Genomic DNA, 26094 nt, shown 5'->3' with positions numbered 1-26094 from the left:
GCCGTAACCGGATGGGTTTGGGCTAATCCCCTTTCGCTCGCCGCTACTCGGGGAATCACTATTGTTTTCTTCTCCTGGGGGTACTTAGATGTTTCAGTTCTCCCCGTTCGCCTCCGGATTGCTCCGGATACCTGGCCTTCAGCCAGGTGGGTTGCCCCATTCGGGTATCCGCGGATCGATTCGTGCTTGCCGATCCCCGCGGCTTTTCGCAGCTTGCCACGCCCTTCGTCGCCTATAGGACCCAAGGCATCCCCCGTGCGCCCTTTTCTTACTCCTTTCCGCGCACCCGCCGGAGATCAACTCCGTCGCATGCGCCGCTTCGTCCTCAAACGTCAAAGATCTTTATCCTAATGGATTTTAGTGGAGAATAACGGATTCGAACCGTTGACCCCCTGCGTGCAAGGCAGGTGCTCTAGCCAGCTGAGCTAATCCCCCCAGTTAGTAGTCTCGCGCGGATTTGAACCGCGGACCCCTACATTATCAGTGTAGTGCTCTAACCAACTGAGCTACGAGACTGTATGTTTGATGCACTTGAGAAGAGAGTCAGACAAGTTAAAAGTCAGGACTCCAGAAAGGAGGTGTTCCAGCCGCACCTTCCGGTACGGCTACCTTGTTACGACTTAACCCCAGTCACCGGTTTTACCCTAGGGCGCTCCTTGCGGTCACGCACTTCAGGTCCCCCCAGCTCCCATGGTTTGACGGGCGGTGTGTACAAGGCCCGGGAACGTATTCACCGCGCCATGGCTGATGCGCGATTACTAGCGAATCCAGCTTCACGGAGGCGGGTTGCAGCCTCCGATCCGAACTACGACCGGCTTTCGAGATTCGCGCCCCATCGCTGGGTGGCTGCCCTCTGTACCGGCCATTGTAACACGTGTGTCGCCCCAGACGTAAGGGCCGTGCTGATTTGACGTCATCCCCGCCTTCCTCGCAGCTTGCGCTGGCAGTCTCGGTAGAGTTCCCGGCTTAACCCGCTGGCAACTACCGATAGGGGTTGCGCTCGTTATGGCACTTAAGCCGACACCTCACGGCACGAGCTGACGACAACCATGCAGCACCTCGCCGACCGCCATTGCTGGCTATGAAGTTTCCCCCATATTCGTTCGGCGTTCGAGCCTGGGTAAGGTTCCTCGCGTATCATCGAATTAAACCACATGTTCCTCCGCTTGTGCGGGCCCCCGTCAATTCCTTTGAGTTTCACCGTTGCCGGCGTACTCCCCAGGTGGATGGCTTAACGCTTTCGCTAAGCCCCTGACCCTTGCAGGCCAAGAGCGAGCCATCATCGTTTACGGCGTGGACTACCAGGGTATCTAATCCTGTTTGATCCCCACGCTTTCGTGCCTCAGCGTCAATACTCAGCTGGCGAGCTGGCTCCCCAATCGGCGTTCTGCGCGATATCTATGCATTTCACCGCTACACCGCGCATTCCGCCCGCCTCGCTAAGATTCTAGCCCAGCAGTATCAACGGCAGCTCTCCTGTGGAGCAGGAGCCTTTCACCGCTGACTGACCGGGCCGCCTACGCACCCTTTAAACCCAATGAATCCGGATAACGCTCGGGTCCTCCGTATTACCGCGGCTGCTGGCACGGAGTTAGCCGACCCTTATTCGTCTGGTACTTGCAGGCAGGGACACGTCCCTGCGGTTACCCCCAGACAAAAGCGGTTTACGACGCGTAGCGCCTTCTTCCCGCACGCGGCATGGCTGGTTCAGGCTTGCGCCCATTGACCAATATTCCTCACTGCTGCCTCCCGTAGGAGTCTGGGCCGTGTCTCAGTCCCAGTGTGGGGGGCCTTCCTCTCAGAACCCCTAGCCATCGTAGCCATGGTAGGCCGTTACCCTACCATCAAGCTAATGGCACGCATGCCCATCCTTTACCGATAAATCTTTACCCCAAATCCGATGCCGAACCTGGGAGCCATGGGGCATTAATCCGCCTTTCGACGGGCTATTCCCCTGTAAAGGGTAGGTTGCATACGCGTTACGCACCCGTGCGCCGCTCTCAAGAACCCGAAGGTCCTCTACCGCTCGACTTGCATGTGTTAGGCCTGCCGCTAGCGTTCATCCTGAGCCAGGATCAAACTCTCCATAGTAGAAGATTGTTTTGATTTTTTTTAAATCCTTGACTCGAACTCTAGTTTGCAAATCAAATTTAGAATTGACTTGTCTTAATATTTCTCTTCTCAGTGCCTCAAAGAACTCTATTTTAAACATTCACTGTCGACTTTTCGTCGATTGCGGATGCAAATGTAGTCATTTTTTTTTATCTGCAAAATTTATTTTTCAAATTGAAAACTTCGATTTCGCAAAACTTGAACCCCGACGACTACTTTCGTGATTCCGATTTTAAAGATCGTATTTCCTTTCGGAAAGCGGATGCAAAAGTAGCGCTTATTTTGGAATCTGCAAGGGTTTGTCCTGTGTTTTCTTCAACTTCGTCGCTACAAAAAACACAAACGGTTGATTACTAAAAAAAATAGGGTTTAGAAATGTCCAAGGTTTGTTCTAAGCCACAAATAGGTTATTTTTGGTCCCACAATACACCTTAATTTTACTATGCTAAACGACAGCAAGGTTGTTATCATACCTACATACAATGAGATAGAGAATATCGAAGCGATAATCACTAAGGTATTAAGCCTACACGGCGATTTTCATATACTTATAATAGACGATGGTTCGCCAGACGGCACAGCAGCACAGGTAAAAAGGCTGCAGGCAATCCCTGTAAACAGCCAAAGGATTCACCTAATTGAGCGAAGCGGGAAACTGGGCCTTGGTACAGCATATCTCACGGGATTTAAATGGGCGATTGCTCATGAGTACAACTTCATTTTTGAGATGGATGCCGATTTCTCGCACGATCCAGACGACCTCATTCGCCTATACGAGGCCTGCCATGAGGGAGCCGATCTCGCTATCGGTTCTAGATACGTAAATGGGGTCACTGTGGTTGAATGGCCTATCGGCAGAATCCTTATGTCGTACTACGCATCTGCATATGTCCGCTACGTAACAGGAATGCCTGTAAAGGATACCACCGCCGGTTTTAAATGCTACAGAAGAAAGGTGCTGGAGACCATCAACCTAGATGGCATTAAAATGAGGGGGTATGGGTTTCAGATTGAAATGAAGTACAACGCCTACCTTCTCCAGTTTAAGATTGCTGAGGTTCCAATTATCTTTAGGGATAGAACAAGAGGTACTTCTAAAATGTCGGGCGGCATATTTGGCGAAGCTTTTTGGGGGGTGCTAAACATGCGCCTCAGAAGTGTGTTTGGTAAGATAAAGGAAAAACCAAAAGTGTAATGGCAGCATACCTTATTTGCGACGCGACAATCGTTAACGAAGGAACTCGATGGGTAGGCAACGTTCTCGTAGAGCACGGACGCATTAGCAAGATATCGGCAAACAAAATAGAGGCAGCCAATGCCACCAAGATAGATGCCAAAGGGCTTCTACTCCTACCCGGTGTAATCGACGATCAGGTTCACTTCCGCGAGCCAGGATTAACCCATAAAGGAGATATTGCATCGGAATCGAGGGCAGCAGCTGCGGGTGGGGTGACATCGTTTATGGAGATGCCCAACACCAAACCTCCCACAACCACCGTTGAGCTGCTGGAGGAGAAACTTGAGATTGCCTCAAGAACGTCCTTCGCCAACTACTCCTTCTATATTGGGGCCACCAACGAAAACCTCGACGTCATCGCACAGATCGACCCTAGAACGACCTGTGGCGTTAAGGTATTTATGGGGTCGAGTACGGGCAACATGCTGGTAGACGAGCGCAAAACCCTTGAAGGAATCTTTGCCGAGAGCCCCACCATCATTACCACCCACTGCGAAGATGAGGCTACCATCCACCGAAACCTTGCTGAATTTCAGGCTCGCTACGGAGAGACGATCCCCGTGGAGGTGCATCCGCTAATCCGATCCAACGAAGCGTGCGTTCGGTCAACCGATTTAGCCATTAGCCTTGCCACCAAGTACAGTTCTAGGCTCCACGTGCTGCATCTATCTACAAAAGAAGAAATGGCACTCCTCGACACCAAGCCGCTTGCCGAAAAGAAGATCACCGGAGAGGTGTGCGTTCACCATCTTTGGTTCTCCGATAAAGATTACGCCCAACGGGGAAACTTCATAAAGTGGAACCCTGCAGTTAAGTCGGAGGCTGATCGGGATTCTCTTAGGGAGGCGCTTAAATCTGGCAAGCTAGATGTGGTAGCCACCGACCATGCCCCACATACCTTCGAGGAGAAGTCGAACCCGTACCTAACCGCCCCATCGGGAGGTCCATCGGTACAGCATTCGCTAGCGCTAATGCTCGAGTTGGCGAAGCAGGGCTTCTATACCATCGAAGAGGTCGTAGAAAAGATGTGCCATGCCCCAGCAACGCTCTTTCAGGTTGCCCAGCGCGGCTTTATCCGCGAAGGATACTTCGCCGACTTGGTGCTGGTTGACCCATCGACACCTTGGATCATTTCCAAAGAAAACATCCTCTACAAGTGTGGCTGGTCGCCTTTCGATGGCGTTACGCTTTCCAATCGCGTAAAGACCACCTTTGTAAACGGTGAAATTGCCTACAGCGATGGCGTGGTTTCCGAAAAGCCGCTTGGCATGAGGCTCTCGTTCGACAGGTAAATAGAATAAGCAATAGCGAACAATAACGAGCATCCCTGCTTTAGGGATGCTCGTTTCGTTTATCAGAAGCATGCCGGTTGGAAGCTGAATGTTGAGTGGGGAAACAACCTCTTCCCACAGTGGGAAGGGGAACACATCGTTGAACCGACGCTTCGCGGACAGCAGAAGAAGGCTTTACCGATGCAACCCGCTTCGGCCCCCATAAGAAACGGTGCCGCATAAAACAAGAAGAGCGATCGCAGGTTGAAAAAGCACCGCGCAGCTCAAAAAAGAGTAACCTTAGCTGTCCGGAAAGATGTTCCATCCTTGCAAAGCAAATCCGCATTCAGCGGAAAGGCATTTCATCCTTGCAATGCGAATCCGCGTTTAGCGGAAAGACATTTCAGTTCGTCAACACGAATCCGCTGCTGGCGGAAGAGCATTTCTTCGTGGAAATTGAATTCCGCCGCCAGCGGAAAGGCATTTCAACGCTGGAACGCGAATCCGCTGCTGGAAAAAAGCGATTTTGCCATTGTAAGTGACCTGCGAACACAAAAAAGAGGGAGGCCTAAAGCCCCCCTCTCCTATGATATCAAATCTTCGATAATCTACTAGTAGAAACGGAAACGGAAATCTTCGATTTCGGCGGCTTTTCTAAGCGCCTCGTAAGATTGGTAAACCGAGCGTTGACCGTTCATGCTGCTAATACGAACCTTTTCAGATTCGATGCTGAACGCTGGGTCAACCGTCTTTCCGGTTTGCTGAAGGACGTAAACGCCGTTCATGCCAACAATTGGCTTGCTGATGGTGTTTGGTTTAACCGAAGTTGCGGCAGCAATCAGTGCAGGCTCAATTCCTACGTTAGGCACGATGTATGCGCTGAAGGCAATATCGGCAGCGCCAGCAGCCTGTGTGCCGAGCTTCTGCGCGAGCTGGTCGATGCTGTTAACACCTTCCATTGCTTTCTTCATCTTAGCCTCGAGCATTTCGCCCTTCTTTTCACGCTTTACAAGGTACTCTACATCCGACTTAACTTGCTCAAGAGGTGCAATACCCTTCTCGCGCACGCCGGCAAGAATAGCAATTACAAACTGATCCTTGAGTTCGAATACCTTCGACACATCGCCCTTGTCGGCATCGTAAGCCCAGCGAATAACCTCACGAGGGCTATTCAATCCCGAAATTGCACGCTCGTTAGGGCTCAAGCGAGAGGCAACACGCTTGTTGATCTTAAACTTGGCCGCTAGTGCATTAAACTGTTCCTTGCTTTTACAGTCGGCAAGGAAGCTGTTTGCAGCGTTATAGGAAGCCTGAACGGTATGGCTACTTGGAATTACGTCGCGCTGCACTACGGCCAACTTTACGCGCTTGCTGGCAGTACCCTTGTCGGTTATCTGAAGCACGTGGATTCCATCTTTAGCAGGAAATACCTTTACAGTTCCAGATGCAGCCATTAGGGTCGAGTCGTCAACTTGTCCTCTGTGCAACCAGCCAATCTCGCCACCCTTTACGGCAGTGTTTTGATCAGCCGAGTACTTCTTAGCAAGCTCAGCAAAGTTTGCACCGCCCTTAACTGCCTTCATAAGGCTATCAGCTATCTTTTGAGCAGCAGCAACATTGCCGTTACCCGTAACCAAGATGTGGCGAGCCTTAACGGAGTCGGTCAGCATCTTGATGTCGGCGATACGAGCCATGATGAATGAGTTGCCATCGTAGTATGGCTTAAGGAACGAAGCGGTACTTCCGCTAAAAGCAAAGGTATCGAGCTTCGAAGCAAGCTCACCCTTCTTAAAGTAGTGGTCGTAGCTCTTATCGGTATTGTTTTGAGCATACTGAGCCGGATTTTGAGCAGCAACAAATTCAGGTTCAACCTTAGCAACCCACTGTTGAGCGTTGCTGTAGTCCTCCTTCGATGGCTTAACATCGAATACGACATACTCGATATCGCGACCAACTTCCTGCTGGAACATCTTCTTATGCTTATCGTAGTACTTCTTCAGGTCCGAATCGGTAGTCTTAACGGCAGAGTCGGGAATCGCAAAGAAGTTTTGAGCAACAAAGCGAATGCTATACTTGTTGGCATCTGCGGCAAGTGCGCGCTTAGCATCCAACGAGGTTACATACATCGAACGTTGAACCAAAGAGGCATACTTGCGGGTAAGCCTTTCAACCTTCACCTGATCCTTGATATACTTCCAGTACAACAAACGAGAAGGATCGGCATTTTTAACTTCAAGGCTCTTAACGAAAGCCACAATCTGCTCGCGATCTACCATGCCGGTTTGGGGATTTTGGAAGAAGTTGCGAACAACTGGAGAAATGTTATTTCCTTGAATGAGGTCAGCCATTTCGGTTTCAGAAACATCTACCCCTTCTTTGGCTAGGTTTTGGTCGAGAACCGTTTCACGAACCATTTCCTCCCAAGCCTGATCCCTTAGAGCCGCCGTTTCTTCCTCGGTAAACGATTGCTTACCGGAAATCAACTTCTGAGTTTCGGTCATCTCATCGAGCCTATTCTGAAACTGAGTAATGGATACCTTTTGCCCATCAATCTCAGCCAACGTCATCTTGGAACTGTTCAGGAGTGAACTTCCCGAGTTGATTAAGTCCCCCAATATGAATGCAAGAAGAGCAAAACCAATTACTACAGCAACCAAAACGCCCATGCGGCTTCTAATCTTTTCTAGTGTTGCCATGAAAATATTTAATTTAGTTTAATCTTTTTTTTTGAGACCACGAATATAGTAAAATCGGTTACAAAGCAAATGAATTTGTGCCGTTTTTTATTCCTGAACGGACAAATGTACTAATATAATCCGAGTTGAAGACATCCTCAGAATCTTAAACTTAAAGTTGCCAAACACAATCAAATCGCTTGGCGATGGGATGTTCGCGTTGCTGTAAAGGATGAAGCCAGCAAGGGTATCATACTCGTCGGATTCAGGAATTTCCAGTCCATACCTTTCGTTAAGCGCATCAACCTTAAGCTTTCCTGAGAAGAGGTATGTTCCATCCTTCAACCTTTTCTCAACGGTATCCTTCTCGTCATGCTCATCCTCGATATCGCCAAAAATCTCCTCTATAATGTCCTCAATGGTAACCAAGCCAGCAGTTCCCCCAAACTCATCAACCACAATCGCTATCGACTTTTGCTCCTTAATGAAGCGCGCCAGCATCTTTTGCGCCGATACGGTTTCGGGGATAAAGCTGATAGGTAGCAACATTTGCCGAATCGATCGTGGCTTTTTAAAAAGTTCCTTCGAGTTTACATAACCAACAATATTGTCGATAGTACCCTTGTAAACGGGTATCCGAGAGAAGTTGCTATCAATGAAAACCTGCTTAAGTTCCTCTATAGACGCATTATCCTCAATTGCTTTGATATCCGTTCGTGGGATCATCCTATCGCGAACCTTTACGCCGTAGAAATCGAGCGCATTCTGAAAGATCTTCAGGTCGTGCGTATGCTCTACATGACCTTTTTCTGACTCGTTTATAAGTTTAACCAAATCAACCGTATCAAAAATAGGAACTGTATCATCCCGCTTTACCCGAAGCCCTACCATGCGCAACATAAGTGTTGATATCCAAGAGGTAAACTTCGAAACAGGATACAGCACAACAAAAGCCAAAGCTAATGGCGCAACAAATATTCGTAGTAATAAATTGGGGTTTAAACGAAATAAGCGCTTCGGAATGAGTTCTCCTGCCATAAGAAATACTCCGGCAGCAATAAGAATGGTAACCAAAAAAATTGCAACAACAGAGGAGGTGTACTGCATAAGGAAAGGTTCCACCATTCGGGTGGCAAAGATGCTGTAGACTACCAGCGCTACGCAATTACCGACCAATAGCGTAGAAATAAATTGTCCTGAATGCTTTATGAAGATGTCTACAATGCCTGCATAAGTTCTACCATGCTTGCGGTCGAGTTCCACCCTAAGCTTATTTGCCTTCAAAAAAGCGACTTCCATTCCCGAAAAGAAAGCAGAAAAGACAAGCGATAGAACGATTACCACAAGAGTCAAACTCATTTATGTGCGATGCTGTTTATTCAACCAATACCGCAATATAAACATTAATGAGCTAAGAAAGGCCAGTGCCAACATACGTGTCCCTATACCCCCATCTTTAGCGATATAGGAGAATACGGAAAAGAAGAAAAGGGAAATGGACATTACTGCCCATATCCACATCCATATTCTGTTTTTTCTTGGAGATACTTGCATCGTGTTAGGCTAAAGAGAGAATCCAGAAAGACGAGGCTTCTTGATGTTGTAGTGTTGAAAACTTTGATCGGCATCAATTCCTTCGCCAACACTTACTGAGCCATCTGGCTTAACCACCTTTATGAATACGTTAGTTGATACACGTCCAGTATTCTGATTCCAGTAGAGTTTCTCGGTATAAAGGGTTTCTCCCTTATCATTCTTCCCCACCACGTTACCACGAGCCTCCCAAAGCTGCTGGTCTTCGTGGTAGATGGCGTACTTAGACGTGATACTGGCCACACGTTTACCTGCCTGGTCGTAGGTAATAACGCTGATTCCCTGTTTAAACTCCGAAACTATAGGATTGCGCAAGGAATAACGTTGCACAATAGGCGCAGAAACCTCCATCTTGTAATGCCCACCTTCCGAATAGGTCATCTTAAAGTTATCCATTGTTTCGGTAGGCTTACCCTCGAAGTTAGATATTGCCTTAACTGTTTCGATATCGCTTGTACACGATACCAAGAAGGCTGCACCTGCAATTGCAAATGCCGCCACAATTTTTTTAGAAAGCGAATAAAAATACCACATAATATGAATTGGCTATCTTGCTCTAATAACGGTTCGTTCGTTTATTCCACAACCGACAGTAATGGTTTTCCCTTCTTCATACGCATAAGTAAACAAGTCAGTCTTACTTGGGAAGGCTGCAGTGTAGCTGCTAATTAGCCTATCAGCATCAGCAGCAACAGAAGGATCAACTTGCTTTGCTTTATGGAGGTAGTCTACCGCAACAAAATAAGGACCAGCACTAACTACAGGATCGGCCCCTGGGCATTTCTGAGATCCAATGATGTTTGCAATAATGATATATGCCAATCCATTACTAGGATTGGCATTCAATGCTAGACGAGCAAATGCCTTAGCATCTTGCTTATCACCTATCTTCAGTTTAGCATCAGCGGCAAGCAAAAAGATGTTTGCCTTCTCTACGTTGTTCGACTGTGCATTTGCAGCCTCCTTGTAGTAAGGAACTGCTTTTGCATACTCGCCCTTTTCTACCAGTAACCGAGCCAAATTGAGTGCTCCTTCAGACGTAGGTTCAACCTTTTGAAGAGCAACAGCAACTTTGAAGTAGAGATCGCTTTTTGTACAACGATTAGCGCTGAAAAGCGAAATGATTTTCTTTAAAAGATCTATATCACTAGGCGTTTTCTCAAACTTTGGTGCATATAGAGCAATAAGGTTGTCGCATTTGGCAACTCCACTATTCACAAAATAGGCATCAATAGCCTCCTTCGCCTTCTTCAGAACTTCGTTATCAAGATCTGCTGTAAGTTGCTTCTCTACAATAGTCCCACTTGTTGAGTAGTAATTCATTACCTGATCGCCAGTAGCCTCTTTCTTTTGGTAAAGTTCACTAACAATCTGCATCCCGAAAACTATAATCTCAGCATTAACGCTTTGCCCCCGTTTTGCTATAAGATCATTAATCATTCCGAGAACCGTTGAAGTCTGCTCGGGTCTATACAGCAGTAAATCGCGAACTTTAAACTCCAACGCATTGGAAATATCACTAGGGAAATACTGTATGCGAGTATCATAGATGCTAAGCAGTGTATCAACATACGCCTGCTTTACAACTTCATTGGGAGCGACCTCTATAAAATGCTGGTAGATAGTTCGACCCCTTTGTAATGCCGAGAGTTGCGCACCAGGGCAAATGGTATAGGCGACCTTCCAATACTTATAGGCAGCCTTATAATCACCCGACTTAAAGCCATCCAAATATAAGCTAAGATTCAGCGCACATTTTTTTCTTGTGGCGGTATCAGCACCATATCGAGGATTGCTAAGATATGGCTGAGCTGAAGAATCAACCGTAATAACTGTGAGAAATGCAAAGACTACAAAATTTACAATCTTACGTTTCATACTACAGCCATATTAAGACACCTAAAACGCTTCTAGTTGAACTTTGGTTTTAAGAACCAACGATCGAAAAGTGAAACACCAACCGTAAAGGTGAAGTACTTCTCTTTTATACCGCTTCTAACTATCGAACCACGTTGTCCAAATTCGAAGGATGTATTTAAATAAGATAGCCCCTTTATAGGAAAAGCAAAACCTGCAGTAACTGCAATATCGTTGGTTTTACTACCACTTTTTTTAGTTAAAGAGCCATCACTGCCCAATGTGTAATAATTGACCTTGTAATACACATCATTGTAACGAAATCCTATTCGATAAGTTATTCGATTAAAGTAGTTACGAAAGTCAAGAACATTAGGAGTGTATTCTAGTCCAGCTCTTACTGAATTTGTATTTACATAATCCGACATCTTGTCTAGTGGAGTAACTTTAGACCATTGGGCAAATTCGTAATCAAAAGCGAATGTATACTTGTCTGTTTTCCCAAAAGAAGCGCCAAGACCAACCTTAGTAGGTATCCCAAAATCGATATTACGGTTAATGTACTCAATAGTATCTACCGTGTTTGATGTAGTTGTAAGTTCGTCAAGTTTAGCAGAGATGTTAAGTTTGGGCTGGAAAGTTAGCCCTAAGTTTAAGAATTTCCCCGCATCCAAATTGCGAGCATACGATACACCTGTAGAGAATCCAAGATTCGACACCATCACCCGGCTTGTAGTGTACGATGACAAATACAAGGAACTTGATGAAGGAAATATAGTATTGTAGTTGCGATCAATAGATCCAAAATATAGGTTCAGATTAGCACCAACCGAAAGACCTTCTAATATCTTTGCCCCAAGTCCTATTTGACCAATATTCACACCACCCTTACCATTGTACTCGTAGTTCACATTCCCAATGTTTGATAGAATTGTAGGATCGGTTTCATCAAAAGAAATACGATAACCAACCTGTGTCATAGGCTGAAATGTTAGCGCAGTAAACAGCCTCTTTGAAATTGGGAATGCCATAGAAATATGATCGACAGAAAACCCGTTAAAGCTGGTATTTTTGCTACTCGTTGACGCATAAATATTGTTGCTTTCAATTCCAAAATCAACAATAAAGGTAGTGGTATCCTGAGCTGTAAGTGCGGCAGGATTCAGGTGGTTAATCATAAACCTACTTCGTACACCAATACCAGCATCACCCATTCCACGCGTATTTGAGAATCCAGGGAGCGATAGCTGCCCTATACCGTAAAGAGTACTTGGTGAATAGAAATTTCTGCTATACTCTTGAGCATTAGCGGCTACTGAAACTGCTACTAAAAGAATAAAAAAAGATGTACGTAAAGTTCTTTTAAACATTATACTCTAAAATTCGGTTCAACCCTTGGACTACCAAATTGGGAACGACAAATATGGTGTTTTTTAATCTTCCATCAAAGAAAAATGAATCCCCTCCAGTAAATATAACCTTTAAATCAGGATGAAGCCCACTAAACAGATCAATATAGGTATTCAACTCAAATATTGCACTGTTAAGCACACCTGCTCTAATTGCATCGGTTGTGTTTTTACCAATAAGAGGATAACCATCGGCAATATCGACTAACGGAAGCTTTGAAGTGAAACTCGAGAGTGCCTTGAATCGGGTATTTAACCCCAGCGAGATGTTGCCACCCTCGAATCGCCCAATAGCCGAAACAAAATCGATTGTTATTGCCGTTCCACAATCAACAACAAGAACGTTTGTATGAGGGAAAATATTGTTTGCCCCTACAGCCGCAGCCAATCTATCGAGCCCTAACGTATTAGGAGTCTCATAATCGTTGGCTATCGGGACTTGCGTTTTATGGCTAAAAAGCACAAGTTTCTTATCGATAAAAGTTTCTAGCATTTCAGGAGTTACCTCGTCTCGAACCGAAGAAACAATGCCGTAGTCAAAATTCCCATGTTTTAAAAGAAAAGGAACTACCGAGCTATCGCTCCATCCATTAGCCCGAATAACGTCAACAATATTTCCATCGCGGATGGCTGCAAGCTTAATAGCTGTATTTCCAATATCAACAATTAGGTTCATAGCGTTGCTTGTTTCATGTTATTCAGAATGGTATACGCAGCATCTACATCCTTTACATTTGGAATAGAGATGTAAAGTTTATCAGGGGTCTGCTTTACCTTAAAGTTCTTAGGCTGCGATTGCAGGTAGCCAATTAACTTAGCAAACAGCGGCATTTGGTAGTACCCCGACATCTGGTTAGATATAAAATAGGTAATCATAATGCCATTTTTAAGGATGATCTTTTCGAAGCCCAACGACATAGCCAAACGGCGCAGCTTAACCACGTGGAGCAGCTGCTCAACCTCGAGTGGCATTGGACCAAAGCGGTCGACAAGCCGAGCCTTGTACTTTTCAAGTTCCTCCTCGTCTTCAATTGCATCGAGTTCGCGGTATAGGCGAATCTTTTCGGGGATGCTGCCGATATAGGCATCGGGTAACAGCAACTCCATATCCGTATCAATGTGACAGTCGGTAACAAAGGTGATGTCGTGAGGTTTATCAGGTGTTTCGTCGCTACCTTCGAACAAATATCGGAACTCGGAATCTTTTAGTTCCTGAATAGCCTCGTTAAGAATCTTATGGTACGCCTCGAAACCGATCTCGGCAATGAATCCGCTTTGCTCGCCTCCTAAAAGGTTTCCAGCTCCACGGATATCTAAGTCCTGCATGGCTATATTGAACCCGCTACCCAGATCGGAGAAATCCTCAATAGCCTTTAGCCTACGGCGCGAATCCTGTGGTAAACCTGCAACAGGTGGAGCCAGCAAGTAGCAAAATGCCTTTTTATTCGAACGTCCAACACGCCCGCGGAGCTGGTGCAAATCGCTAAGGCCAAACTGGTGAGCATTATTTATGATGATGGTGTTGGCGTTAGGAATATCCAATCCCGACTCGATAATTGATGTTGCAAAAAGAATATCAGCCTCACCATCGATGAATGCCATCATCGTTTTTTCGAGTTTATCTGGCTCCATCTGACCGTGAGCAACCAGAGTCTTTACTCCCGGCACAAGCTTCTTTACGTAAGTCTCCATTTCCATGATGTCCATCACGCGGTTGTGCACGAAAAACACCTGCCCTCCCCTATCGAGCTCGTAGGTTATGGCTTCGCGAATAATTTCCTCGTTAAACGTGTGCACCTCGGTAGAAACTGGGTGGCGGTTTGGTGGTGGAGTTTGTATGATGGACAGGTCGCGAACGCCCATAAGCGAGAACTGCAGCGTACGCGGAATCGGCGTTGCCGTAAGCGTTAGAGTATCTACATCATGCTTCAGTTGACGAAGTTTCTCCTTGGCTGATACGCCAAACTTCTGCTCCTCGTCGATAATCAGCAAGCCTAGATCCTTAAACTTGATATCCTTCCCTATTACGCGATGCGTACCTATCAGAATATCTATTTTACCTTCGCCAAGTTCCTTAAGCGTATCCTTTATCTGCTTGGCCGATTTTAGGCGGCTTACAAAATCAACTTTTACGGGAAACTCCTTAAGCCTATCCCTAAACGTTTTGTAATGCTGAAGCGCCAGAATGGTGGTTGGAACTAGCACAGCAACCTGCTTGCTGTCGGCTGCCGCCTTAAGAGCCGCACGGATTGCAATCTCGGTTTTACCAAAGCCCACATCACCACAAACAAGACGATCCATTGGCAGTTCACCTTCCATATCCTCCTTAACAGCCTTGGTAGTGCGCATCTGGTCGGGCGTATCCTCGTAGATGAACGACGCCTCAAGCTCGTACTGCATAAACGAGTCGGGCGAGAACTGGTAACCACGAGAGGCTCGACGCTGCGAATAAAGCGCAATAAGATCCTTTGCAATATCCTTAACCTTCTTCTTAGCCTGAGCCTTTAACTTTTGCCAGGCACCGCTGCCCAGCTTATATATTTTTGGAGGCTCGCCATCCTTGCTCTTAAACTTCGAGATGCGGTGCAGCGCGTGGATATTCACGAACAGCACGTCGCTATCGCGGTAAACAAGCTTGATAGCCTCCTGCATCTTACCATTAACCTCCGTTTTCACCAGACCGCCAAAAACGCCAACACCGTGATCGATATGCACCACGTAGTCTCCAATTTGCAGGCTGCTTAACTCCTGAATGGTGATGGCCTCGCTCTTATTAAGCTCGCCGCGCAACTTATACTTCTGGTAGCGCTCAAATATCTGGTGGTCGGTGTAGCAGCAAATTTTTGCAGAATGATCGACAAAGCCCTCGTGCAGTGCAACTGGCACAAAGTCGAACTCAATATGTTGCTTGGTAATGGAGTCGAAGATGTTATGCAAGCGCTCTACCTGAGCCTCATTCTCCGAGAGCAGGCAGGTGGTGTAACCCCGCTCGTTGTTCTCCATGATGGTATCAGCCAGCAGCTCGAAGTTCTTGTTAAACGTTGGCTGCGGCATGGTGGAGAAATCAACCGTCTTTTCCGCTTTCAGATAGCTAGAAGATGAAAGCGATATAGAAGTGTAACGTTGTACCCCTTCAACCAACTCGTCGGGAGAAATTATCCATTCCCCCTTAGCGCCTTTACCATCGTGGACAGATTCTATTTTACTAACATCGGTATTGGTGTCGATTTCTACGAAGCGACGATGCAGGTAGTCCATCTCCTCCAACCAAAATATGGTGGTGGACGGAACATAATCGAATATGCTGACCTTAAGTTCCGAGAGCGAGGCATTCTTTAGGTTGGGAACCACCTCGATTACCGAGAGTTTATCCTCCGAGAGCTGCGTATCAATGTTGAAGGTCCGAAGCGACTCCACCTCGTCGCCAAAGAAATCGACGCGGTAGGGCTTATTATCGGAAAATGAAAAGATGTCGACAATGCCGCCACGAACGGCAAACTGCCCCGGCTCGGAAACAAAGTCGACCCGCTCGAAGCTGTACTCGAGCAGCACATCACGGACGAATTCGATGGAGACCTTTTCGCCAACCGACATCTTAAGCGTATTGGTGCGCAGCTTTTCCGACGACACCACCTTTTCGACGAGCGCCTCGGGATAGGTTACTATTGCCAAGTAGCCGTCAGTTGGAGCGCCTTCCTTCAGCGCGTTGAGCACGGCAGTTCGCTGGACGATGCCCGAGGGATCCTCCTGCCCGTACTGTATGGATCGCTTGTAGGCCGACGGAAAGAAGAGTATCCTGTCGGACGAGGTGAGGTTGTAAAGGTCGTTGTAGAAGTAGGCTGCTTCATCCTTCTCGTTAAGCACGAAAAAAACAACCTGTCCTTGCGTGAGCACGAGCGATGCGACAATACTCTTTGCGGAACCGCTAAGCCCATCGGCTTTTATGGAGCGGCAACCCGAGGCGATATGCCCACGTAGCGTGGCTATCGCCTCCTGTTGCTCAATTCGTTTGATTAGCTGATTTACGTTCAAAAGGCTACTTTTAATGCTTTGAACGCAAATTTAGGAAAGAGAATACTATTTCATCCGAAAACAGGCTGTTTTTTATCGTCCGGATGGAATATCCGAGCTATTCGCCACAAGGATGCTCCACCGGAACTTCCTGTATAAACTCCTCCACACGCCTTACCAGCGTATACGAGCCCGCCACAAATGGTACGCGCTGATGCAACGAAGTTGGCTTTATTTCGAGGATACGCATTGTTCCTGTTGTTGCCCTTCCACCAGCCTGCTCGGCCAAAAAGGCTATCGGATTACACTCGTAAATCAGACGTAGCTTACCTTCGGGTTTCGCCTTTGTAGGAGGATAAAGAAAAACGCCTCCCACCAGTAGGTTGCGATGAAAATCGGAAACCATGCTACCAATGTAGCGGCTGGAGAATGGACGGTTGGTTGCAGGAGAATCGACCTTGCAGTAGTCTATAAACCGCTTAACGCCGTTGGGGAAGGAGTTGTAGTTTCCCTCGTTAACCGAGTATATCTTCCCAGATCTAGGCGTTTGAATCTTGTCGTGCGAAAGGCAAAACTCGCCAATCGAAGGATCGAGCGTAAAGCCATAAACCCCTTTGCCGGTGGTGTAAACCAGCATTGTCGACGAGCCGTAGATGATGTAGCCAGCAGCAACCTGCTTCTGCCCTTCCTGGAGGAAATCGTCGAGGATGGCCTTCTCGCCGCGTGGGCTAATTCGTCGGTAGATGGAGAAGATGGTTCCTACCGAAACGTTACTTTCGAGGTTGGCCGAGCCATCGAGCGGATCCATACAAACGATGTACTTGCCATCGAGCGCCATCTCGTCGTCGAAGGTTACGATCTCGTCGTTCTCCTCCGAGGCGATACCGCAGCACTCACCGCTATTGCGGATGCTCGAGATAAAGAGCTCGTTAGCGATGTAATCGAGCTTCTTTTGATCTTCACCCTGCACGTTGGTGGCTCCTATCGAACCAAGGATGTCGGCGAGTCCGGCCTTGTTAATGGCCCTGTTCACGATTTTTGCAGCAACGCCTATGTGATGAAGCAGGCGGGTGAATTCTCCAGAAGCATAAGGAAAATCGGCCTGTCGCTCAATAAGGAATTGATTCAAGGTGGTTACCTTATACGCTTTAAGAATGTGGTTCATTTGTGATATTAGTTTACAGACAATACATTTTACCTACCGGTAGGCAAGCGCTGCAAATTAATGCAATTTATTGCATCGTTTCTACTATTTTATATGATTTTTTATTTCAAACGTATGCATATCGCATTGTTTTGTCGTTGTGTATTTACTACAAAACGCATTTCATCTTTGATTATATGTAGATTATACCATCTACACCATAAAACTACATATGCACACCAACAAACGTTTGGGCAAATCACTATACTCCGAACAACCCATCACACCCCACAAAAAAAGGAATTAAGGAGCGTAACTACAAGTTCACGGACACACCCTAGCCCCCTTGCTAATATCTGAAATAGCTTCATCGAACTCTCCCTCCGAGGTGCTCCCGAGGAGCCTCTTCATCCACATGCAAGCCGCCCCCGAGAGCGCTTATCCCCAGCATCTATATCGCCCGATGGCCGCGCAAATCCTTTTCTCTTCGCCAAATAACCGCTATCTTGCGCCGATTTTTATTGCATCCAACCTTAAATGATATATTTCGAATGAAGGTTTACAAGTTTGGAGGGGCATCGGTAAAGGATGCCAGCGGAGTTAAGAATGTTTGCAGCATAATTACAGGCGCCAACGACAATCTGGTGGTGGTGGTATCGGCCATGGCCAAGACCACCAACGCGCTGGAGCGGGTGCTTACGGCGTACCTCGAGAACAAGCCCAACGACCTGCAGGCCGAGATGGCCGAGCTTAAGAATTTTCACGCCAACATCATAAACGAGCTATTCGCCAATCCCGAAAAGCAGCTATTCGAGCTAGAGGCGGTACTCGAGGGGCTAAGCTACTTCCTATCGATAAACACCAAGCGCGACTACGACTTCTGCTACGACCAGGTGGTGTCGGTGGGCGAGCTGATATCAACAAAAATAGTTGCCAGCTACCTTGCAGAGCAGGGCATCGATGCCGAGTGGGTGGACGTGCGCACCATCCTGAAAACCGACAGCACCTACCGCGATGCCAACGTCAACTTCGAGACCTCGGGCGAGCTGTTCCGCAACACCATCGACTTTAACCAACACCGCATATACCTTACCCAAGGGTTCATCGGAGCCAACCACAAGGGCTACTCCACCACGCTGGGGCGCGAGGGCTCGGACTACACGGCCGCCATCATCGCCAACCTGCTGGGGGGCGAGAGCGTGACCATCTGGAAGGATGTGCCGGGGGTGCTCAACGCCGATCCGCGCATCTTTAAGGATACCGTGCACCTGCCATCGGTATCGTACAAGCAGGCCATCGAGCTGGCCTTCTACGGGGCGCAGATCATCCACCCCAAAACCATTAAGCCGCTGCAGAACCGCAGCATCCCGCTATACGTGCGCTCGTTTGTCGACCCAGCGGCGCCCGGCACCGAGGTGGCCGCCAGCATCGCCAAGGTAGATGCCGTGCCGGTGTACATCCTCAAGCAGAAGCAGACGCTGATTTCGGTGGAGCCCAAGGACTACTCGTTTGCGCTGGAGGATAGCTGGGTGAAGGTGTTCACCATCATGCAGCGGTACCGCCTGAAGGCTAACCTGATCCAGAACTCGGCCATCAGCATGAGCATTAGCGTGGACGGCACCAACCAGCAGCTGCCCGCCGCCATCGACGAGTTTATGAACGACTTTCGGGTGAAGTACAACGAGGGGCTCAACCTGCTCACCATCCAGAACTACAACGAGTACATCCTGGAGAGCTACTCGGCCGACGCGGAGGTGATCCTGATGCAGAAGAGCCGCCGTACGGCAAGGATTCTTTATAGGTAGACGTTAGATTTTAGACGTTAGATATTAGATAGCCGTGGCGCGTTGCGCTGCGGCTTTTTTGTGCTCACTATGGGATTTCGAACCATTCGAGAACAGCCAGCAGAAGAAACCATTTTCGGGTTAACCTCTACGAGGTAATAGCAAATCTGGGAATCTTCGCTACAAATCGGAATGCCCTACGGGCAACCCCTCTCGTCGAGCGTTACCGCATCGCGGTTACCGATTTGTAGTACGCCACTCCGCCACGCTCCCTTATTCTCCGCAGGAGATAGACTAAAACACCTAATTTGACGGTTTGCTAACAGCCGTGGTGCGTGGCGCTGCGGCTTTTTTTGTGCTGAGACCTCATTCCATAGCCGTCAAGCGAAGAGATACCATTCTTAAAGGACGTGCTTGTGGCATGCCTGTTTTCGACTCCCCCCTAAATCCCCTCTCTTAGCCGAGTGGTTGGTTAACCAATAAAAGAACGTTGCTGCTTCTGCCTTTTTTACTCAGGCGACGCCTGCTCGGCTAAAAGAGGGGACTTCCAGCGCTCCGATTAGGCTGCAGCTTATATCCGTGCCGCAGCCCCCTCTTTGCGAATGGCAAGTAGGCACCTACGGGGTTGGCAGGCATTCTAGTGCCATTCGGAGAGAGGGGGATTGGGGGTGAGTCGGATTTGCGAAGCAGATAACACCTTTTTAGTCGCTTACACATGCTTAGTTTGGCGGCCATGAGGCCCCATACCATGCAAAAAGCCCGACGCTAAAGAGCATCGGGCCTTTTGATTATTCTGAAGTACTACTGTTTTCTACACTAATTTTATACGATATTATCGAGGTTTAGGGAGTCGGTCTGCTTGGCAGCCTTAGCCTCCTTGGCATCCTCGCGGCCCTGTGCCTGACGCAGCTCCAACTCGAACTTCTCTCCAAAGGTAACGATCTGCGCGTGCGCCTGCGCCCACTTGGAGGTGGGGTTCACCATGGCCTGCGACTCGGTGTACTTGAGCAGCAGCTCCAGTGCCTCCTCGAACTCCGCGCGGATGGTCGAGGCCGAGTCGTACGCCTTACGCTCGGTATCGTCTACGCCGCGCGACTGGTAAACGTCCTCGAACTCCTTCTGTGCCGTAGCCAGCATGGCGAACGCTTCGGTTAATCCCAGCAGCTTAATGGCAGCAACGCACTCGGGCGACTTGAACTCGGCCAGCAGCTTGTTGAGGTTCGATGACTCGTCGTTGAGCTTCATCTTGTCCAACGCGATACCGTTACGCTCAATAATTCGCCAGATCAGCTGCGCCGCAGCCCGCTCGGCATCATTGAACGAAATCAGGTAGCCCCTTAGCCGATGCTTGATGCCCCTAAATAGGTTATCACGCTTCCCATCGGCCTGCCTAACCAGCTGCGAGTACTGGCTGCGCAGCTCGCGGTTGAGCGCCTCACCGAGTTTAACGAATAGGCCAACGGCCTTGGTGTAGTAAGCACAGGTTTCGATCTCGGGAATGGAAAGATCCTTGAATACCCTAAAAACCTGCTCACCAAAGGTAACTAGCGAGGCTAGTACCAGCTTAGAAAAATTGATTAACTGTTTCATAGTTAAAAGATATTTAGTAATACTTCAGTTCGTACACCAAAAACTCCCTCGCTACCACACCTAATCTACCCCTCCGGGAGAATTTCATCCTATCGCATCGTTGAAAAATGCCTCCGCTGACAGCGGAAGGCTGTTCCCATCTGTAAATGGGTTTCCGCCAGCTGCGGAATGCCATTTTCAAGTGTAAACGGGTTTCCGCTAACTGCGGAACGCCATTTTCAGCTGTAAATGAGCTTCCGCTAGCAGCGGAATGCCATTCCCAAGTGTAAATGCACTTCCGCGGATAGCGGAAAACCATTTTCACCTAAAAATGAACGTTACCGGGCGGCAACCATCCCATTTCTTACCTCCAAAGGCTTTCCGTAGCCCCAGCTATGCCGCTCGCTGCACCATTTCTAAGAACGTCAGCGGTGAAAATAGCTTTTTTTAATTAAACAACCTCCGATTGATAATTTTTTTAACGGCTGACTGCTGCAAAAGTAATGCGACGACGTAGGCAAAGATGGATGTAGAGACAAGGCAATGCCTTGTCTCTACCACAACGGTAGGGAATGGCAGTATGCATAACGATGATGCTGTGGAGGAACCAATTTTGTATAGCCGCACGCCATGCGGCTATACAAGGTGTAAAGTAGAGCGTATAAGGGTAAGTAAAAAGTCGAAGCATCAAAATTATTTACTATTCATCTTTTGATGATTCTTTTAAACCTATTACTTTTAGATCGTAAAATATCTAAATCTCAAATCCAACAAAATGAAACTTGACATAACAGCAGATTACAAATCGCTTAACCCATTTTCAATTGAGTTGCCTAAACTAACTATCTTGACTGGATTAAATGGGGCTGGAAAATCTCAAATTTTAGAAGCTATAAGCAATAATATAATTAAAATATTCGATAACGATAAAGAGTTAACTCAAAAAAAATATACAAATTTATTAAGTCTTATGCCCATAGACAATGGAGCATCTTCCAAAGAAATTATTGTTCAAAGAATTAACAGTTCATTTACACAATTCCAGAATTTGCAAAACTCTTTGAAAAATTTCACCAACAATTTTTCAAATTCATTAAACTATGAAACTGAAAGACCAATATATAGTAATCTCATAGGTATATTCGGCACATCAAGTTTACACACAATAGATCCAGATATTCTAAAAAAAGAAATAGAAATCAATTTCCCTAATAATCCAGACTACAAATCATTTTTAAATAAATACATGTCAAATTACTCATTATTTTGCAATCAAATGATAAACAATCACTACACAAATAAATATCAAAAAAATCGACTAAATAAAATAAAAAAAGAAACTAACAAAGATATACATCAATTAACGTTAGATGATTTTCATAAATGTCTAATCCATATAGATAATAACAATACGGACTTATTCCAACATAATCTAGCAGAAACATTCAAGAGATATCATTTGAAATATGAGAATAATTTATACAATAAATTTAGATCAAATGAACTAAAAAATAAAGATATCGTATGGTTAACCGATGAGGATTTTACTGAAAAATATGGAGAAGCACCTTGGATTTTGCTAAATAAGATACTTTCTGAAGCTAATTTAAATTACAAAGTTAATACACCTGAAAATCAATCAAGGGATGTCCCATTTGGCTTTAAACTTATTGATAATTCTACAGAAGTAGAAATAAGTATAAATGATTTATCATCTGGAGAAAAAGTAATTATGTCTTTAGTACTGGCTCTTCTAAATACAAGTGAAGATGAAGTATTACCCGAAATAATTCTAATGGACGAACCAGATGCATCTCTTCATCCTTCAATGACTAAACAATTTCTCAATGTTATAAACAACGTATTTGTAAAAGAAAAAGGTATTACAACCATAATTACCACACATTCTCCAACTACTGTTGCTTTAGCACCAGAAGAATCTCTTTATGTTGTATCAAAAAGTAACGAAAGAATTAAAAAGACCACAAAAGAGAAAGCTCTAAAGACTTTACTAGATGGTGTTCCTTCGATCAGCATTAACTACGAAAATAGAAGACAAGTTTTTGTTGAGAGCAAGTACGATGTATTTTTTTACGAAAAAGTATACCAAAAGATAAGAAGTTACTTGCATGACGATATTTCTCTTCATTTCATTTCATCAGGTACAAACGGATCTGGTTGCTCAGATCAAGTAAAAGAAATTGTAAAGAAATTAAACTCTTTCGGAAACAAATCCATTTTTGGAATTATTGATTGGGACTGCAAGAATGTAAGCAAAGACAACATTCTTGTTCTCGGAGAAAACAAAAGGTATAGCATTGAAAATTACATTTTTGATCCAATACTAATTACAGCATTTCTTTTAAGAGAAAAATTTATTACTCGTGATGATTTAGGACTTACAAAAAATGAAAGTTTTACAGACTTCAAGAATTTATCTCAAGACAAACTTCAACAAATAGCTGATTATACCATTAATAGAGTAAAAAGTAAAATTAATCCTTCAGAAGGAGAATGTTATAATATAAAATATATAAACGATACTGAAATTAAAATACCTATATGGTATTTGCAACTTCAAGGTCATGACCTAGAAGAAAAACTAAAAGAAGAATTTCACCAACTTAAGAAATATAACAAGGAAGGTGAATTAAAGAATGAGATTATCAATAAAATTATTGATGACATTCCAGAACTTATACCTCATGACTTACTGGATGTTTTCTTAAGAATACAATCCAACTAATCTCAATCTCCATTAGGCGAAGATCCCAACCTTCATCAATCCTATCATTGCAGGCTATAGCAAAAAAGCAAAAGCGCAGGTCTTCCCCGCGCTTTGCCGTAGTATCATATCTTCGAAGAATTCGGCTACCTGCCGCTACCGATAGGCGGTAATCGAAAGCGTGCTAGTCCCAGATTCCGTTTTTTTCGGTAAGGATAACGGGTTCCGAGTCGGTAACTAGGATGGTGTGCTCGTGCTGGCAGCCGAAGCCACCACGCTCGCCGGTAAGGGTCCAGCCGTTGCTGTCGGTTTTGGTGTAGGACGAGAAGGTGGTGATAAAGGTCTCGATGGCCACCACGCCCCCCTTACGGAAGCGCTGCTTGTACGAGCGGTCCTGCCAGTTAAGGATTTCGAGGGGCTCCTCGTGCAGCTTTCGGCCAACGCCGTGGCCCGAGAGATCCTTGATAACCTTGTAGCCCGCCCTTTTGGCCTCTGTCTCGATCAGCAGCCCCAGCCTCGACACCTCCAATCCGCCATGGATGCTCATGATGGCCGTTCGGAGAATGTTTCTGGAAGCATCAACCAGCTTTTGGTGGTGGTGGATATCCTCACCCAGCACAAACGAACCGCCGTTGTCGGAGAAAAAGCCGCCAAGCTCGGCCGACACGTCGATGTTTATCAGATCGCCCTCCTGTAGGATACGTTTTTCGGAAGGAATACCGTGGGCTATTTCGTCGTTAAGGCTGATGCACGTCCACCCCGGAAAGTCGTAGCTAACCTTGGGTGCCGATTTTGCCCCATACTGGTTAAGGAGCATGCCGCCATACTCATCGAGTTCCTTGGTAGACATGCCCACGCGAGCATGTTCGCGCATCTGCTTAAGCGTTACGGCCACCGCATCGCTTATTCGCTTCATTCCCTCCAGCTCTTCCTCGTTGGAAATTACCATCGCAATATGTATTTAAGTCGCCTGCGGAAGTTGGCGCATTTCGCCACCGCAGATTCGGTTGCGAGAAACCTCCTACAAAATTAAGCCGCATCGCCGCCACACCAACACAATTGAGGTTAAATGATTGAGACCATTGCCTCTGTTAGGCGAAGGCTTCAGACCATAGCCGTAGTTTAAAAGCAGAAACGCCCAATAGCAGCACGTAATCCCCTCCTTGGGAGGGGTAAGGGGTGGGTTTGCTCGTACGAATATAATCCAGCCCGTCCTTATACAACATGAGGTCGAGAATAAAAAAAGCATAGGCTCTACCTATGCTTTTCAAAGAGTCGCACGGCCTTGCGGCTCTACGGAAACCTGCTACACCTTTAGCGTTTCACCCTCGGAGTGGGCAACGACAACGGCACCGCAGGAGTCGCTCCAAACGTTTACCGCCGTGCGGAACATGTCGAGGATTCTGTCAACCGATAGGATAAGGCCAATACCCTCCATCGGTAGGCCAATGGCCGAAAGAATAATCGTGATCATTACCAGCCCCGCCATGGGGATTCCGGCTGCGCCTATCGAGGCCATCAGAGTTGTGACCAGCACTATGGCCTGCTGCCCAAGGGTGAGGTCGATGCCGTAGGCCTGCGCAATAAATATGGCGGCCACCAGCTCGTAGAGGGCGGTACCGTTCATGTTCACCGTCGTTCCAATAGGCAGCATAAAGCGGACTATGGTTTTCGACACGCCCGAGTTGTCCTCCAGCGCCTCCATGGTAAAGGGTAGCGCCGCGTTAGACGACGAGGTGGTGAAGGCGGTAAACAGCGGGATTCGCATTGCCCGTAGCTGCTTTAGGGGATGAACCTTGCCGATGAACTTCAGAATAAGGGGCAGCGATATCATGGAATGTACCACCAAACCCAGAAGCACCACGCCTATATACATGCCCAACCGTGCCACAACCTCGCCCAAGTTGCTCTGGCTGGCCACCTGGTTGGCCACAATACCAAAAATACCGAGTGGGGTGAACTTAATGATGAACATGGTGAACTTCATAATCACCTCGAAAAGGCCGTTGAAGATATTGGTAAGCGAATCTTTGTACACCTTATCGACCTTAATGATGAAGAACCCGAACAGAATACCAAAGAAGATGATGCCGAGCATGTTGTTTTCGACCATTGCCTTAACAATATTATCGGGAATAATGGTGAGCAAGGTGTCGCCAAACGACTGGTTTACTACCCCAACACCAGTTATGCTCTCCTTAAAGCCCAAATCGGCGCCAACACCCGGCTTAATGAGGTTTACAAGGATAAGCCCTGTAAGCAAGGCCAGCACGCTCGACCCAAGGTAGTAAGCTACGGTTTTTGCTCCCAGACGTCCCAAATTTTTAGCATCGCCAATGTTGGAAACGCCCGAAATCATCGAGGCAAAGATCAGCGGGATGATGATCATCTTAAGCGCCTTGATGAAGACAACACCCATCCACGCTACATAGTGCACCTGATTCTTGAAAAAGATTCCGAATAAAATGGCCAGTACAAAAGCGATTAGTATCTGCCAGTAGAGCTCTATTTTTTTCATACACCAGCGAGTTTTGAGGCAAATTACTCCATTTCGAAGGCAGGCTCAAGTATTTGAAACATAGCTTTTGTTAAATGGGATTGGCAGAGAAAAGAACAGGGATTGCAACCGATGAATCCCCCCAGATGCGGATAGAGACACCGTGAATGGCATCTTCCAGAAAAAAACCGCCATCCCCAATGATCGGGA

15 protein-coding genes, 2 tRNA genes and 2 rRNA genes (1 of these 19 only partly in view) are annotated in these 26094 nt (G+C 46.6%); 4 read left to right on the top strand and 15 right to left on the bottom strand.

Features of this window, described 5'->3' with window-relative positions; genetic code table 11:
- The 4 genes from ACHZA1_RS11445 to ACHZA1_RS11430 form a co-directional block, all read right to left on the bottom strand.
- Window positions 1–277: ribosomal RNA gene (locus ACHZA1_RS11445) — 23S ribosomal RNA — on the bottom strand; it reaches 2601 nt to the left of the window's first position.
- Window positions 278–361: 84 nt separating this feature from the next.
- Window positions 362–435: transfer RNA gene (locus tag ACHZA1_RS11440), tRNA-Ala, on the bottom strand.
- Between the two features lie 7 nt (window positions 436–442).
- A tRNA-Ile gene (locus ACHZA1_RS11435) sits at window positions 443–516 on the bottom strand.
- Window positions 517–571: 55 nt separating this feature from the next.
- Window positions 572–2091, bottom strand: a 16S ribosomal RNA gene (locus ACHZA1_RS11430).
- The 16S and 23S rRNA genes sit together here with 2 tRNA genes alongside, the layout of an rRNA operon.
- A gap of 463 nt (window positions 2092–2554) precedes the next feature.
- Between ACHZA1_RS11430 and ACHZA1_RS11425 the strand changes: the two genes are divergently transcribed.
- Window positions 2555–3307 carry a polyprenol monophosphomannose synthase gene (locus tag ACHZA1_RS11425; RefSeq protein ID WP_320052018.1) on the top strand — a complete coding sequence of 251 codons (753 nt, stop codon included), beginning with the start codon at window positions 2555–2557 and terminating at the stop codon, window positions 3305–3307.
- Window positions 3307–4641 (top strand): dihydroorotase, encoded by a 1335-nt coding sequence (locus ACHZA1_RS11420; protein ID WP_320052017.1) that lies wholly within the window; start codon window positions 3307–3309, stop codon window positions 4639–4641. Before ACHZA1_RS11425 ends, ACHZA1_RS11420 begins: the two co-directional genes overlap by 1 nt.
- A gap of 590 nt (window positions 4642–5231) precedes the next feature.
- Here ACHZA1_RS11420 and ACHZA1_RS11415 read toward each other — a convergent pair.
- The 8 genes from ACHZA1_RS11415 to fbp all read right to left on the bottom strand — a co-directional run bounded on the left by ACHZA1_RS11415 (window position 5232) and on the right by fbp (window position 17330).
- Complete coding sequence (locus ACHZA1_RS11415; RefSeq protein WP_320052016.1) at window positions 5232–7316, bottom strand: SurA N-terminal domain-containing protein; 2085 nt, start codon at window positions 7314–7316, stop codon at window positions 5232–5234.
- An 87-nt stretch (window positions 7317–7403) separates the two neighbouring features.
- Window positions 7404–8654 carry a hemolysin family protein gene (locus ACHZA1_RS11410; protein WP_320052015.1) on the bottom strand — a complete coding sequence of 417 codons (1251 nt, stop codon included), beginning with the start codon at window positions 8652–8654 and terminating at the stop codon, window positions 7404–7406.
- Between the two features lie 204 nt (window positions 8655–8858).
- Complete coding sequence (lptC, locus tag ACHZA1_RS11405; protein WP_320052014.1) at window positions 8859–9389, bottom strand: LPS export ABC transporter periplasmic protein LptC; 531 nt, start codon at window positions 9387–9389, stop codon at window positions 8859–8861.
- A gap of 45 nt (window positions 9390–9434) precedes the next feature.
- Window positions 9435–10766: a hypothetical protein gene (locus ACHZA1_RS11400; RefSeq protein WP_320052012.1), complete on the bottom strand. Its 1332-nt coding sequence runs from the start codon at window positions 10764–10766 to the stop codon at window positions 9435–9437.
- A gap of 32 nt (window positions 10767–10798) precedes the next feature.
- On the bottom strand, window positions 10799–12115 hold the full coding sequence (locus ACHZA1_RS11395; RefSeq protein ID WP_320052010.1) for a hypothetical protein: 1317 nt from the start codon (window positions 12113–12115) through the stop codon (window positions 10799–10801).
- Window positions 12108–12830, bottom strand: a complete 723-nt coding sequence (locus tag ACHZA1_RS11390; RefSeq protein ID WP_320052009.1) for a type III pantothenate kinase — start codon at window positions 12828–12830, stop codon at window positions 12108–12110. The genes ACHZA1_RS11395 and ACHZA1_RS11390 overlap by 8 nt, the downstream gene beginning before the upstream one ends.
- Entirely contained in the window at window positions 12827–16186 is a 3360-nt protein-coding gene (mfd, locus tag ACHZA1_RS11385) for a transcription-repair coupling factor (protein WP_320052008.1), read from the bottom strand. The genes ACHZA1_RS11390 and mfd overlap by 4 nt, the downstream gene beginning before the upstream one ends.
- A gap of 97 nt (window positions 16187–16283) precedes the next feature.
- Complete coding sequence (fbp, locus tag ACHZA1_RS11380) at window positions 16284–17330, bottom strand: class 1 fructose-bisphosphatase (protein WP_320052007.1); 1047 nt, start codon at window positions 17328–17330, stop codon at window positions 16284–16286.
- 530 nt (window positions 17331–17860) lie between these two features.
- Between fbp and ACHZA1_RS11375 the strand changes: the two genes are divergently transcribed.
- Window positions 17861–19114 carry an aspartate kinase gene (locus tag ACHZA1_RS11375; protein ID WP_320052006.1) on the top strand — a complete coding sequence of 418 codons (1254 nt, stop codon included), beginning with the start codon at window positions 17861–17863 and terminating at the stop codon, window positions 19112–19114.
- 801 nt (window positions 19115–19915) lie between these two features.
- Here the strand turns inward: ACHZA1_RS11375 and ACHZA1_RS11370 are convergent.
- Entirely contained in the window at window positions 19916–20683 is a 768-nt protein-coding gene (locus tag ACHZA1_RS11370; protein WP_320052005.1) for a DUF6261 family protein, read from the bottom strand.
- Window positions 20684–21437: 754 nt separating this feature from the next.
- On the opposite strand from ACHZA1_RS11370, the gene ACHZA1_RS11365 reads away from it, so the two are divergent.
- A complete protein-coding gene (locus ACHZA1_RS11365; RefSeq protein ID WP_320052004.1) occupies window positions 21438–23408 on the top strand; it encodes an AAA family ATPase in 1971 nt (656 codons plus the stop codon).
- 163 nt (window positions 23409–23571) lie between these two features.
- Here the strand turns inward: ACHZA1_RS11365 and map are convergent, their stop codons facing one another.
- The gene (gene map / locus ACHZA1_RS11360) at window positions 23572–24336 is read right to left on the bottom strand and encodes a type I methionyl aminopeptidase (protein ID WP_320052003.1); all 765 of its coding nucleotides are present in this window, start codon (window positions 24334–24336) and stop codon (window positions 23572–23574) included.
- Between the two features lie 357 nt (window positions 24337–24693).
- Window positions 24694–25905, bottom strand: a complete 1212-nt coding sequence (locus ACHZA1_RS11355; RefSeq protein WP_320052002.1) for a dicarboxylate/amino acid:cation symporter — start codon at window positions 25903–25905, stop codon at window positions 24694–24696.
- Between the last annotated feature and the right edge of the window lie 189 nt (window positions 25906–26094).

Source organism: uncultured Acetobacteroides sp. (assembly GCF_963667355.2).
In the GTDB taxonomy this organism is placed as follows: domain Bacteria; phylum Bacteroidota; class Bacteroidia; order Bacteroidales; family ZOR0009; genus Acetobacteroides.
Note: the sequence above shows the minus strand (reverse complement) of the source record. Positions and strands in the feature narration are given on the sequence as shown.